We start from the raw sequence: 12,118 nt of genomic DNA, 5'->3' as shown, positions 1-12,118 counted from the left end.
GCATGGAAGAAGCAAGGCAAACGGCGGATCCGGCCCAGGCGGAAAAACAGGCGGTGCTACGCGCGCTGAGCGCCGCGGTCAAACTGGTGGGCGGCATGGTGGACGCGCACACCGAGGTGGTGCTGCACGACCTGGGACGGCCGGAGCGCTCCGTCGTCGCCATCGAGAACGGCCATGTGTCCGGCCGCCGTCTAGGGGACGCCATCCTGGGCGGCCCGGCCGGCGACCGCGGCTTTGCCGCCATCGAACAGGCGATGCGTCAGGGCGGCGCGGAACCGGCGCTGGTGTCCGGCTACCATACGTTAAGCCGCGACGGTCGGCGGCTGCTGTCCGCCAGCGCCGTCTTCAAGACCGCCGCCGGCGAACCCTTCGCCGCCTTGTGCCTGAACAGCGACCGCAGCCAGCTGGAAGCGGCGCTGGCCTGCCTGCAGGCGCTGGTGGGCCGCGCGCCGCTACCGCCGCCGCGGGCCGCGCCGGAGCCGCCGGCCATGGACGAGGCGATGCGGGACATCATCGCTCAAGCGCTGGACGGCAAGCCGCTGGCGCGGATGAAGAAGGCGGACAAGAAACAGGCGGTGGCGCAGATGCTGGAGCAGGGCCTGTTCATCGTCAAAGGCGGGGTGGAGCGCGCGGCCGAGGCCTTGGGCGTCAGCCGCTACACCATCTACAACTATCTGGACGAAATTCGCGGCGCGGCGGCGGAGGATGGGGCATGAACATTCCGATTTACCAGGTGGACGCGTTCTGCGACGCGGTGTTCCACGGCAATCCGGCGGCGGTGTGCCCGTTGCCGGCCTGGCTGCCGGACGCCACGCTGCAAGCCATCGCCATGGAAAACAATCTGTCCGAAACCGCCTTCCTAGTGGCGGACGGCGAGCGGATGGCGTTGCGCTGGTTCACGCCCGCCACTGAGGTGGACTTGTGCGGCCACGCCACGCTGGCCAGCGCCTGGGTCTTGTTCCATGAGCTGGGCTGGCGCGGCGAGCGCATCGCTTTCCAGACCCGCAGCGGCGAGCTGAGCGCGCGGCGCGACGGCGAGCGCATCGAGCTGCGCTTCCCGGCGGTGACGCCGCGGCCCTGCGCCGAGCCGGCCGGCCTGCTGGCGGCGCTGGGCCTGGACGCCGGCCAGGTGCTGGCCGCCGACGACTACATCGTGGTGCTGGACGACGCGACGAAGCTGGCGGAACTGCGGCCGGACTTCCAGCGTTTGCGCGGCTTTCCCAAGCGCGGGGTGGCGGTGACCGCGCGCGGCGCGGACTGCGATTTTGTCAGCCGCTGGTTCGGGCCCGGCGTCGGCGTCGACGAAGACCCTGTCACCGGCTCGGCTCACTGCTGGCTGGCGCCGTACTGGGCCGGCGTGCTGGGCAAGACCCGCTTGCTGGCGCGCCAGGGCGGCGCGCGGCGCGGCAGCCTGGAATGCCGGGTGGAAGGCGCGGAAGTGGCCTTGCTGGGGCAGGCGCGGCTGTATCTGAAGGGCGAAATCTTCGTCTAGCGGCGGCGCTTCACACGGCGGCCTCCGCCGCCAACTGCTCGTCGCACACCGCCTTGACGCAGGCGCGCAGCCACTGCTGCGCCGGATCCGCGTCCAGCCGCGGATGCCAGATCATGGAAATGGTGATTTCCGCCACCGTCAGCGGCAGCGCGAAACAATGCAGGCCGGCGCGCAAATGGCCGGTGTGGCGCTCCGGCACGGTGGCGATCAGATCGCTGGCGCGCGCCAGCGCCAGCGCGGTGGCGAAGCCGCCCACGGTGACCGCGACGTCGCGGCTCAAGCCCTGCGCGTTCAGCGCCTCGTCCACCGGCCCGACCAGCCCGCCGCGGCGGGCCACCTGCACATGGCGGCCGGCGGCGTAGCGGGCGATGTCGATGGCGTCGGCCGCCAGAGGGTGGCCGGCGCGCACCGCGCCGACGAAGCGGTCGCGGAACAACATGCGCACCCGCAACTCCGGTCCGGCTTCGTGGCCCACCACCCCGGTGTCCAGATCCACCAGGCCGTCGCGCAGCGGCGCGTTGTCCTTGTCGCGCTTGGGCAGGAAGTGCAGACGCACGCCCGGCGCCTCGCCTTGCATCCGCGCCAACAGCCGCGGGCCGAAGTTCTCGGCGAAACCGTCGCTGCAGCGCAGGGTGAAGCTGCGTTGCAAGCTGTCCAGCCGCAGCGTTCCGGCCGGGCGCAGCGCGCTTTCCGCGTCCAGCACCAGCGCGTGCACCCGTTCGCGCAGTTCCAGCGCGCGCGGCGTCGGCGTCAGGCCGCGGCCGGCGCGCACCAGCAGCGGGTCGCCGGTGACCTCGCGCAGCCGCGCCAGCGCCCGGCTCATCGCCGAGGGGCTGAGTTGCAGGCGCCGCGCGGCGCGGGCCACGCTGCCTTCGCTCAGCAGCGCGTCCAGGGTGATCAGTAGATTGAGATCGGGCATGGGCATGGTCTTACCTTAAAGAGCCTATTCAAAGTCTCGCGAGCAAGGGCAAGACAAGGCGAAAACGGCCGAAAAAGCGGAATGTACACGTGGCACATGAGCATTTCGAAGCCGGTTTCAACGCCCTTGTCTAAAATCCCGCCGCAGCGCAGCAGATCGTAAACAGACTCTTAGCACAGCGATACCTGGCGTCAAACGCAACTATTTAGTGTAAACCATGCGTCTTCCGCCAGCCATGGCGGCGGCGTAGCCTGGCTTGGGTCCGTGTCGGCGGTCCCGGCGTTTCGGGTCCGGGCGCGGCCGGGAGTCGCCGTCATGCCTGTTTCCCCATCCTCTTCGTCTTCTTCCGTCGCCGCGCTGGCCGGCCTGGCGCTGGCCATCCTGCTGGCGTCGCTGGGCGGCAGCGTCGCCAATGTCGGCCTGCCGGCGCTGGCCGCGGCGTTCCGAATCAGTTTCCAGCAAGCGCAATGGGTGGTGCTGGCCTATCTGCTGCTGATCACGCTTGCCAGCGTCAACGTCGGCCGGCTGGGCGATCAACTCGGCCGCCGCCGCGCGTTGCTGGCCGGCATCGCCTTGTTCTGCGTCGCTTCGGTCGGCTGCGGCGCGGCCACCGCGTTCTGGGCCTTGATCGCCGGGCGCGCCTTGCAGGGCGTCGGCGCCGCGCTGATGCTGGCCCTGGGCATGGCTTTTGTCGCCGACATCGCGCCGCGCGAGCAAGTGGGGCGGGCGATGGGGTTGCTGGGCGCCGTGTCCGCCGTCGGCACCGCGCTGGGGCCGTCGCTGGGCGGCGCGCTGATCGCCGCTTTCGGCTGGCGCGCGATGTTCTGGCTGTTGCCGCCGCTGGGGGCGCTGGCTTTCGCGCTGGTCTGGCGCGCGTTGCCGGCGGAGCGCGGCCCGGCCGTCGAGCATGCCGGCTTCGACATCGCCGGCAGCGGCTGGCTGGCCTTGACCCTGGCCGCCTACGCGCTGGCCGTGACCCTGAAGCTTGACCATTCTCGCGGCCATTTCGGCGCGCTCAACGCCGTCTTGCTGCTGGTGGCCGCCGTCGGCTGCGCGGCTTTTGTCCGGACCGAGTCCAGGGCCGCCGCGCCGATGTTGAACTTGGTCTTGCTGCGCGATCCGGCGCTGGCCGCCGGCCTGTTTTGCAATGCGCTGGTGTCCACGGTGCTGATGGCCACCCTGGTGGTGGGCCCGTTCCACCTGGCGCGCGGCCTGGGGCTGGACGCCGCCGGCGTCGGCCTGGCGATGTCGGCGGGGCCGTTGGTGGCGGCCTTGAGCGGCGTGCCGGCCGGGCGGCTGGTGGACCGCCACGGCGCGGAAGCCATGGCGCGCGCCGGTCTGGCGGGCATAGGCGCCGGCGCGCTGGCGCTGGCTCTGCTGCCGTCCAGCCTGGGCCTGGCCGGCTATCTATTGCCGCTGGCGCTGATCACCGCCGCCTACGCCTTGTTCCAGGCGGCCAACAACACCCAGGCGCTGACCGGCGCGGCGGCGCGGCAGCGCGGCCTGGTGTCCGGCCTGCTCAATCTGTCGCGCAATCTGGGCTTGATCAGCGGCGCGTCCTTGATGGGGGCGGTGTTCGCCGCGGCCAGCGGAGCCGCGGACATCGCCGTCGCCGCGCCGCCGCAAGTGGCCGCCGGCACGCGCGTCGCCTTCGGCCTGGCGGCGGCGCTGATGCTGGCCGCGCTGCTGGCGTCGGCGCGCGCGCGGAAAAGCCGTCCCCTGCTGACGTCACGCTGTCAGCAGGGGGCAGGCAGACTGGTTCTTTTCCACGGCGCAAGCCGCATTTCAGTGAAAAGGAGCAAGCCATGACCTTGGCCCCCCAACCCAATCTGCAATTGCTGTATGTGACGGATATTCAGCGCTCCACCGCGCTGTACCGCCGTTTGTTCGCCGCCGAGCCGGTGTTCGTCAGCCCGCGTTACGTCGCCTTCAGCGCCGGCGGCGAGGCGCTGTTCGCCTTGTGGAGCGGCGGGGCTGCGCCTTATGCCGATGTCCCGAGATTCGTCGAAACCGGTATCATGCTGGCATCCGGCGAGGCGGTGGACCAGCTGTACCACGCTTGGCGGAACGAGCCCGATCTGCGTATCGCTGAGCCGCCCAGCACCGAAGTCTTCGGCCGCACTTTCTTGGCGCAAGACCCGGACGGGCACCGGATCCGGGTGTGCCAGCGGGATTGAGCGTTTGCGTCATGCCTGCTGCGCTTTGGTGGTCTGGCCTCGCTGCCGCGCGGCCGGCCTGAAATAAAACTAAGGGTAATCATGCGAATACACATCATGGCCGCCTTGGCGGCGTTGAGCTTGCCCGCCGCGGCCTGGGCCAAGGTGGACAGCTACAAGGACTGGGCGGTGGCCTGCGACAACACCCGCCATTGCGAGGCCAACGGCACCCAGGCCGCGGACGGCGACAATCCGGTCAGCCTGCTGCTCAAGCGCGACGGCGGCCCCAATGCGCCGCTGACCGGAGAGTTGATCGCGGCGGACGCCGACGACGGCAAGGTAGGGCCGCTGACCTTGCGGCTGGGCGATTTCAAACTGGGCGGCTTGAAAACCGAGCAGAGCTTGAGCGCCGCGCAGATGGCGCAGCTGCTGCCGCGCATGCTCAACGCGGATGGGATCAGCCTGAGCGACGGCAAGCTGGAATGGACGCTGTCGCTGGCCGGCCTCAAGGCCGCCTTGCTGAAGATGGACGAGGCCCAGGGCCGTCTGGGCACGCCGGGCGCGCTGGTGAGGAAGGGCGCGAAGCCGGAGTCCTCGGTGCCGCCGGCCTTGCCGGCGCCTTTGCTGAAACCCGTGCCGGCGGCGGCCCGGCCCGGCGACGCCGCGCTGGCCGCGCCCATTCTCAAGGCGGTGCGCGAGCGCGGCTGCTGGGAGGACATGCCGGACGCGGAGAACCCGGGGATAGACGTTCACCGCTTGAGCGCCGACAAGGTGCTGGTGCTGCGCGAATGCGGCCGCGGCGCTTATCAGGGCGGTTTCAGCGTGTGGATAGCCCGGGACAAGCCGCCGTATCGGCCGGAGCTGGCCAAGCTGGCCGACGGCGACGCCGCCTATTTAATGAACGCCGAATTCAATCAGGGCGTGCTCAGCAGCTACGCCAAGGGGCGGGGCATAGGCGATTGCAACGTCAGCGCCTCCTGGGCCTGGACCGGCGGCGGCTTCGAACTGATGCACGCCGACGAGGCGCCGCAGTGCCGCGGCATTCCCGGCGGCGTGTCGCTGCGCAGCTGGGTGACGCGGCAGAAATAGGCGGGCTTGGGCCCGCCGTGGCCAACGGCGCCCCGCAAGAGCGCGGGAGCGCCGATGTCCGTCCTTAGCGTGAACTGGACGCTGCGGAGGAGGCCTCGGGCTGATGGAGGCCGAAGCTCAGGCCGCCGGGCGCGTGGCATTGAGCGAATTTGCCGAAGCCCGGCTCCTCCGCCATCTCTCCGTCGACTTGGCCGCCCAAGGCCCGCACCCGCTCAACGGCCGCGGCCAGATTGGGCACCTGGAAAAACAGATCGATCCGCGGCGCGGTTTCGCCCCCGTGCAAGCCGGCTTTGATCGAGCCGGCCTGAAACCAGCCGCCGCCGTCCGCGCCCATCGGGTGGAAGCTCCAGCCGAACAGTTCGGCGAAGAAGGCCCCGACGGCGCGGGCGTCTCCGGCGCCGATCTCGACATAGGAAATGGGTGATGCCATGGAAATCTCCTTAGGGGATTAAATAGCCTATCGGCCTATTTCAACGGCCTAAGTGATTATAGGCGGGATCAGACCGGACTGATCGCCTCCAATTCCACCCGCCACAGCGGAAGCGGCCGCGCGGCGCGCAGCCGCAGCGTCTCGCCGCGCCGGGCGACGGCGGCGTCCCAGGCCGCCAGCGGCCGCGGCCGGCCGTCTTGCAGCAGTTGCGCGCCGTCCTCCAGCGTCAGCAGCAAGGTCAGCTCGGCGTCGGAACGCAGTTCCAGCTCGCCGTCCACTGTCAGATGGTCCAGTCGCGAACGGTAGCGGCCGCGCCGCGTCATCACGTTGAAATCGGTCAGCGGGCCGTCCAGCAGCCGGCTTTGCGCCGGGGTTTCGCCGGCGAAGGCCAGCGGCGCGCCGCCCGGCGTCAGCCGCAGGCGGTCCCGGCCCTCCAGTTCCAGCTCCAGCCCCGCGCCTTGCAGGATCAGCAGCTGCCGGTCCACGCCGTCGAAGCGCGAGAACGGCCCGTCGCTGGCCACGCTGGCCAGGCTGACGCGGTAGTCGAAATCGTCCAGACCGGCCCCGGCCGGGGAGATCAGCAATTGCCGGGTGCTGCCGCCGCCGTTTTTCCACGGGCTGGGCGGGCAGTCTTGCAGGCGGATGAGCGTCATGGCGGGCCTCAATGCAGGTAGTTGATGATCCAGGCGTGGAAGGGAATCGCCACCAAGTCTATCAGCACCGCGCCGCACAGCGGGATGATCAGGAAGGCCTTGTACGAGGTGGCGCCGTGCTTCTGGCACACCGCGCTCATATTGGCCACCGCGTTGGGCGTGGCGCCCAGGCCGTGTCCCATCAGGCCGGCGCACATCACCGCCGCGTCGTAGTTTTTGCCCAGCAGGCGGAAGGCGATGAAGACGCTGATCGCCGTCAGCGCGATCACTTGCAAGGACAGCACGCCCAACAACGGCAGCGCCAGATCGTACAGCTCCCAGATCTTCAAGCTCATCATCGCCATGGTCAGGAACACGCCCAGCGAGATGTCGGCGACGGCGTCGATGGCGGCGCTGTTGAGCCGCAGCAGCCGCGCGCGGTCGTTCAGATTGCGGAACACGATGGCGGCGAACATGGCGCCGACATAGGCGGGCAGCACGAAGTCCCAGCGTTGTTCCACTTGCCGGGCGAGCAGCGTGCCGGCGGTCATCAGCGCCAGCACCAGGCCCATGGCGGCGATCAGCGAATCGCTGTTCACGGTGACGCTGGCTTCGTGGTCGTGATAGGCCGGCGTCGGCGCGCCGCCGCTGCTGGGCTGGATGGGCAATTGGTAACGGCGGATCAGCCAGCTGGCCAGCGGCCCGCCCAGCACGCCGCCGGCGATCAGGCCGAAGGTGGCGGAGGCCAGCGCCACCGCGGTGGCGCCGCGGGTGCCCAGTTGCTCCGCCATCGGGCCGAAGGCCGCCGCCGCGCCGTGGCCGCCTTCCAGCGACACCCCGCCCGCCATCACGCCCAGCGTCGGGTCCAGGCCGAACAGGGCGGCCGCGCCGGCGCCGAACACGTTCTGGAACACCGCCAGCGCCCAACAGATGCCCAGATAGATCAGCAAGGTGCTGCCGCCGGTGCGCAGCAGCGCCAGGCTGCCGCCTATGCCCACTGTGGTGAAGAAGGCCACCATGAACGGGGTTTGCAGCGTGGTGTCGAAGCTGACCGCGGCGACGCCGCTCTCGCGCAGCAGCAGGACGACGATGGAGACGGCGAAGCCGCCTATCACCGGCGCGGGGATGCAGAAGCGTTCGAAGAAGCGCACATGGCGCTTGAGCCGGTAGCCGGCCAGCAGGGCCAGCACCGCCAGCGCGGTGGTGGCGATCAAATCCAGTTTCCATTGCTGCATGGGTTTCTCCTTTGCAAAAGTGCGGTTCGCCGCTGTGCCGCGGCTTGTTCCGTCTGGCGAGTCCCGCGCTGACGCGCGAGGCGTTAAACAGCTTGCGGAGCCGGTTTCAGAGCGGCCGCGTCAGCCGGTGTATCAGCCGCGCCGCGGTGCGGGCGGTCAGTTGATCCTGATCCAGCTCCGGGTTCAGCTCCGCGATATCGGCCAGCCGCAGCTTGCCGCTGGCGCGGATGACGTCGATCAGCGCTTCCAGCGTGGCCAAGGGCACGCCCAGCGCCGCCGGCGCGCTGACGCCGGGCGCCTGCGACGCCGGCAGCGCATCCAGGTCTATGGTCAGGTACAGGCAGTCGCAGGCGGCGATGAAGTCCCGCAGTTTTCGCAAGGGCCGCTCCAGCCGCCACGGCTGCAGTTCCTCGTCGAACAGCAGCTGGACGTCCAGTTGCCGGGCGGTGGCGAACAGCGCAGCGGTATTGGCGGTTTCCGCCACGCCGGCGCACAGGTAATGGAAGGGCCAGCCGCGCCGCTCGCAGTCGGCGGCGATCTGGGCGAAGGGGGTGCCGGAGGAGGCGCGCGGGCTTTGGCGCAGGTCCAGGTGGGCGTCGATGTTGACGATGCCGACGCGCGGCGCGCGGCCGGCGGTTTCCAGATGCCGGGCCAGCCCCTGGAAGCTGCCGTAAGCCACCTCGTGGCCGCCGCCCAGCACGATGGGGAACTGGCCGGCGTCCAGGAGACTGGCCACCTGCCGGCCCAGCTCGGCCTGGGCGGCTTCCAGTTCGTCGTCGCGGCAATGGACGTCGCCGGCGTCGTAGCCATTTTGCCGCTGATGCCAGGCCAGGTTGGCCAGCGCCCGGCGGATGGCGCTGGGCGCGCCGGCCGCGCCCGGGCGGCCCTGATTGCGGCGCACGCCGGCGTCGCAGGCGAAGCCCAGCAGGGCGAAGCCGGCGGCGGCGCCGGGCTGCCACGGACGCAGGCGCTGATGCCAGCGGCGCGCCAGTTCGCCTTCGGCGTCGATGCGGCCGCTCCAGGCGGCCGGAGGAGTATGTAGCGTCATGCTTGCTCTTTCGGTGTCGGGCCGCTCAGTCGCAGCCCAGGTAAGCGCTGATCTTGCGCGCGGCCTGGCGGGTTTGCTCCACCAGCAGGGCGCTGCGTTGGGCGCGGCCGGAGGGCGCCATCAGCGTCAGGGCGCCCAGCAGCTTGCGCCGGCCTTGCAGCAAGGGGGCGCTGACGCCCCAGATGCCGGGGTCGATGGCGCTGTCGCTGGTGGCGTAGCCTTGGCGGCGCACCTCGGCCAGGGTCTGGCGCATGGCCTCGTGCTCCTCCGGCGGCAGCATGCTGTCCAGGGTGGCCTGGCTTTGCGCGGCCGGCATGAAGGCCAGCAAGGCCAGCGCCGACGCGCCGCGCGCCAGCGGCTGCCCCTTGCCGGCGGCGAAGGCGCAGCGCAGCGCCTGCTGGCTTTCCATCATCTCGATGCAAATCACCTGCTGGCGGGTGGCCACCATCAAGGCCACGGTTTCATTGCTCAGCCGCGCCAGCCGCTGCATTTCCGGGCGCGCCTGCGCCGCCAGCGTGTTGTGCTGCTGAAACCCCATCGCCAGTTGCAGGCCCAGCGGGCCGGCGTGATAGGCGCCGTCCTCGCCCGCCTGCAGCAGGCCCCACTGGCTCAAGTGGGTCAGCTGGCGATAGAGCGTGGACGGCGGCAAGGCCAGCCGCCGCGCCATATCCTTGGCGCTCAGCGGCTGGGGCGAGGCCGCCACCAGTTGCAGGGTTTGCAACAGGCGATCGGAGGAAGAGCTGAGGGTGGTCATATCCGGTCCTTATTAGGATTTTCTAACCTTATCTGTTGCGACCGCCGCTAAAAAGCCGGGTTTCCCATCAGGCGGTAATTCATCGCAAATTCTTGCTTTTCATTCCCGTATTTCGGGAAATAGGGGCGGGAGGGGCTTGCGGGCGGCTGGCGCGCGCGGCGGCGCATGGTTTACACTGCAAGCTTGTATCCGTCATGGATAAAGAGAGGCCGTCTCCTCTTGGCGAGGCGGCGACGCGGAACGCGCCGGCTTTGCAAGGCGCTCCGCACCACCATGTAAAGAAAGGAGGTAAATATGCTTCAGTTTGCGCGCCCAGAAATGTTGGCCCTCTTGTTTAGCGCATTTGCCGGCTCTTGCCCGAGTTCCATCGCGCTGCGATAACCGGGTCGGAGCAAAGCCACTCTTCACTTCGAGTTTCACTCGCCGAGTCTTTAGCCGACTCCCACGTTGTCGCCAGCGCTCCTGTTGACAGGGACCGTCACGTCCCGAAAAAACGAGAGCAAGAGCATGACAACCCTGATTTCCGCGCAATCCCTGCAACTGGACGCCGGCCACGGCCCGCTGTTCCAGGACCTTTCCTTTACCGTAAAACTGGGCGACCGCATCGGCCTGCTGGGCCATAACGGCTGCGGCAAGAGCAGCCTGCTCGGCGTGCTGGCCGGCCAGCGCGAGGCCAACGCAGGCGAGGTGCAATACGCCGGCCTGTGCCGGCTGCAGTACGTGGAGCAACATCTGCCGCCGCGGCTGGCGGTTCTGAGCGCGCGCGCGGCGCTGCTGGAGGCGGTGGACCGCCAGCCGGAGCAGAGCTGGCGGGTGGACAGCCTGCTGGACGAACTGGAGCTGACGGCCGCGGCCGACACCCCGGCGGCCAGCCTCAGCGGCGGCCAGCACACCCGGCTGCTGCTGGGGCGGGCGGTGCTGCGCCAGCCCAATCTGCTGCTGCTGGACGAACCCAGCAACCACCTGGACCTGCCGTCCCTGCTGTGGTTGGAGGACTTCCTGCGCCGCTGGCAGGGCGGCTTCATCCTGGTGTCCCACGACGCGCGGCTGCTGGACGCGGTGACTTCGCACAGCTGGATGCTGCGCGACCAGCGCTTGTACCGCTTCGAATTGCCGTGCAGCCGGGCGCGGGCCGCGCTGGCGGAGGCCGACGCCGCCGCGCGCGCGCGCCACGCCGGCGAGCAGAAGGAGATAGACCGCCTGAACGCCAGCAGCAAGCGCCTGGCGATCTGGGGCCGCGAGCACGACAATGAAAAACTGGTGCGCAAGGCCAAGTCCATGCAGAAGCGGGTGGAGCGGCTGAAGGAGGAGCAAGCCTTCGTCAGCCGCGGCAGCCCGTGGCGTTTGCGGCTGCAGGGCCAAGCGTTGGCGGCGGACCGGCTGCAAGCCTTCGAAGGCTTGCAAGTGCGCGCCGCGCCGGGCCTGCCGGTCTTGTTCGAGGCCGACGAGCTGAGCCTGCGCAGCGGCGACAAAGTCGCCCTGCTCGGCGCCAACGGCGCCGGCAAGTCCTCCTTGCTGCGCCAGTGCTGGCAGGACTGGCGGCAGGGCGAGGCCGGCGAGGGCTGGCGGCCGCATCCGGCGGCGCGCATCGCTTATTACGATCAGTCGCTGCGTCAGTTGGACGACCTCGCCTCCTTGTCGGACGCGCTGTATCCGTTCGCGCCGCAGAGCGACGCGGAACGGCGCCAGGCGCTGATTGCCGCCGGCTTCGCCTATGCGCGCCACGGCCAGACCGTGGCCACCCTCAGCGGCGGCGAGCGCGCGCGGCTGCTGTTCCTGGCCTTGTCGCTGGCCAGCTATCACCTGCTGTGGCTGGACGAGCCCACCAACCATCTGGATCTGGACGGCAAGCGCGAGCTGGCGGAAGAACTGGCCGGTTTCGCCGGCGGCTTCCTGCTGGTCTCGCACGACCGCGAACTGATCGAGCAATCGTGCAACCGTTTCTGGGTGCTCGACGACGGCCGGCTGCGCGAGTGGCCGGACGCCGCCAGCGCCTACGCCCAGCTGTTCACTCCGCCGGCCGTCTCGGCCGCGGCCGAGCCGACGCTTGCAGCCGGCGACACGCCCGCGGCGAGCGGCGCGGAGCGGCAGCTGGAGCGCTTGTATCAGCTGGAGGCGCTGCTGAGCGCGGATCTGGCGCGCAAGCCCAAGCATCAGAAGCCGCTGTTGCAGCAGGAATGGCGGCGGGAGATGGGCGCGCTGGAGCGGGAGCTGGATTTGTAAATTGGACGGGCGGCGTCAAAACGTCGCCCGTTCGTCGCTCTCTCGGCCGTTTCGTCCATCGCCCTGTGCGTTTCGTCGCAAGCCGCTGTCGGCCGTTTTGGCCGTTGGCTACAGTGAGCAGCGTCAACCACAACGCATCA

General features: G+C 69.6%; 12 protein-coding genes. 6 read left to right on the top strand and 6 right to left on the bottom strand.

The annotated features are described in order from the left end of the window. Window positions 1-2: 2 nt before the first annotated feature. Together JW897_RS16470 and JW897_RS16465 are read left to right on the top strand one after the other, a co-directional pair. Window positions 3-716, top strand: a complete 714-nt coding sequence (locus JW897_RS16470) for a helix-turn-helix transcriptional regulator (RefSeq protein WP_205466950.1) — start codon at window positions 3-5, stop codon at window positions 714-716. Further along, window positions 713-1,492, top strand: a complete 780-nt coding sequence (locus JW897_RS16465; RefSeq protein WP_205466949.1) for a PhzF family phenazine biosynthesis protein — start codon at window positions 713-715, stop codon at window positions 1,490-1,492. Before JW897_RS16470 ends, JW897_RS16465 begins: the two co-directional genes overlap by 4 nt. A gap of 10 nt (window positions 1,493-1,502) precedes the next feature. Here the strand turns inward: JW897_RS16465 and JW897_RS16460 are convergent, their stop codons facing one another. After that, entirely contained in the window at window positions 1,503-2,417 is a 915-nt protein-coding gene (locus JW897_RS16460) for a LysR family transcriptional regulator (protein ID WP_205466948.1), read from the bottom strand. 309 nt (window positions 2,418-2,726) lie between these two features. Here JW897_RS16460 and JW897_RS16455 point away from each other — a divergent pair, with 309 nt between their 5' ends. The 3 genes from JW897_RS16455 to JW897_RS16445 all read left to right on the top strand — a co-directional run bounded on the left by JW897_RS16455 (window position 2,727) and on the right by JW897_RS16445 (window position 5,656). Further along, window positions 2,727-4,220, top strand: coding sequence for an MFS transporter (locus tag JW897_RS16455; protein ID WP_205466947.1), 1,494 nt, complete (start codon window positions 2,727-2,729; stop codon window positions 4,218-4,220). Continuing rightward, entirely contained in the window at window positions 4,217-4,588 is a 372-nt protein-coding gene (locus JW897_RS16450; protein WP_205466946.1) for a VOC family protein, read from the top strand. Before JW897_RS16455 ends, JW897_RS16450 begins: the two co-directional genes overlap by 4 nt. 81 nt (window positions 4,589-4,669) lie before the next feature. Then, a complete protein-coding gene (locus JW897_RS16445; protein WP_205466945.1) occupies window positions 4,670-5,656 on the top strand; it encodes a DUF1176 domain-containing protein in 987 nt (328 codons plus the stop codon). Between the two features lie 64 nt (window positions 5,657-5,720). Here JW897_RS16445 and JW897_RS16440 read toward each other — a convergent pair whose 3' ends face one another. The 5 genes from JW897_RS16440 to JW897_RS16420 form a co-directional block, all read right to left on the bottom strand. Continuing rightward, window positions 5,721-6,086 (bottom strand): VOC family protein, encoded by a 366-nt coding sequence (locus JW897_RS16440; protein WP_205466944.1) that lies wholly within the window; start codon window positions 6,084-6,086, stop codon window positions 5,721-5,723. Window positions 6,087-6,154: 68 nt separating this feature from the next. Next, a complete protein-coding gene (locus JW897_RS16435; protein ID WP_205466943.1) occupies window positions 6,155-6,739 on the bottom strand; it encodes a HutD/Ves family protein in 585 nt (194 codons plus the stop codon). 8 nt (window positions 6,740-6,747) lie between these two features. Then, window positions 6,748-7,953, bottom strand: coding sequence for a sodium/glutamate symporter (gltS, locus tag JW897_RS16430; protein ID WP_205466942.1), 1,206 nt, complete (start codon window positions 7,951-7,953; stop codon window positions 6,748-6,750). 106 nt (window positions 7,954-8,059) lie between these two features. After that, window positions 8,060-9,001 carry a formimidoylglutamase gene (hutG, locus tag JW897_RS16425; RefSeq protein WP_205466941.1) on the bottom strand — a complete coding sequence of 314 codons (942 nt, stop codon included), beginning with the start codon at window positions 8,999-9,001 and terminating at the stop codon, window positions 8,060-8,062. Window positions 9,002-9,026: 25 nt separating this feature from the next. Continuing rightward, the gene (locus JW897_RS16420) at window positions 9,027-9,755 is read right to left on the bottom strand and encodes an IclR family transcriptional regulator (RefSeq protein WP_048413308.1); all 729 of its coding nucleotides are present in this window, start codon (window positions 9,753-9,755) and stop codon (window positions 9,027-9,029) included. Between the two features lie 507 nt (window positions 9,756-10,262). Between JW897_RS16420 and JW897_RS16415 the strand changes: the two genes are divergently transcribed. Then, window positions 10,263-11,978, top strand: coding sequence for an ABC-F family ATP-binding cassette domain-containing protein (locus JW897_RS16415; protein ID WP_205466940.1), 1,716 nt, complete (start codon window positions 10,263-10,265; stop codon window positions 11,976-11,978). Window positions 11,979-12,118 lie beyond the last annotated feature (140 nt).

Source organism: Chromobacterium alkanivorans (genome assembly GCF_016937655.1).
GTDB lineage: Bacteria > Pseudomonadota > Gammaproteobacteria > Burkholderiales > Chromobacteriaceae > Chromobacterium > Chromobacterium alkanivorans.
This window is presented reverse-complemented; position numbering and strand designations above follow the sequence as displayed.

Bases quoted from the DNA above. Each gene is read 5' to 3' on its own strand.
- JW897_RS16470 (WP_205466950.1), top strand. From the start codon at position 3: ATGGAAGAAGCAAGGCAAACGGCGGATCCGGCCCAGGCGGAAAAACAG.
- JW897_RS16465 (WP_205466949.1), top strand. From the start codon at position 713: ATGAACATTCCGATTTACCAGGTGGACGCGTTCTGCGACGCGGTGTTC.
- JW897_RS16460 (WP_205466948.1), bottom strand. From the start codon at position 2,417: ATGCCCATGCCCGATCTCAATCTACTGATCACCCTGGACGCGCTGCTG.
- JW897_RS16455 (WP_205466947.1), top strand. From the start codon at position 2,727: ATGCCTGTTTCCCCATCCTCTTCGTCTTCTTCCGTCGCCGCGCTGGCC.
- JW897_RS16450 (WP_205466946.1), top strand. From the start codon at position 4,217: ATGACCTTGGCCCCCCAACCCAATCTGCAATTGCTGTATGTGACGGAT.
- JW897_RS16445 (WP_205466945.1), top strand. From the start codon at position 4,670: ATGCGAATACACATCATGGCCGCCTTGGCGGCGTTGAGCTTGCCCGCC.
- JW897_RS16440 (WP_205466944.1), bottom strand. From the start codon at position 6,086: ATGGCATCACCCATTTCCTATGTCGAGATCGGCGCCGGAGACGCCCGC.
- JW897_RS16435 (WP_205466943.1), bottom strand. From the start codon at position 6,739: ATGACGCTCATCCGCCTGCAAGACTGCCCGCCCAGCCCGTGGAAAAAC.
- gltS (WP_205466942.1), bottom strand. From the start codon at position 7,953: ATGCAGCAATGGAAACTGGATTTGATCGCCACCACCGCGCTGGCGGTG.
- hutG (WP_205466941.1), bottom strand. From the start codon at position 9,001: ATGACGCTACATACTCCTCCGGCCGCCTGGAGCGGCCGCATCGACGCC.
- JW897_RS16420 (WP_048413308.1), bottom strand. From the start codon at position 9,755: ATGACCACCCTCAGCTCTTCCTCCGATCGCCTGTTGCAAACCCTGCAA.
- JW897_RS16415 (WP_205466940.1), top strand. From the start codon at position 10,263: ATGACAACCCTGATTTCCGCGCAATCCCTGCAACTGGACGCCGGCCAC.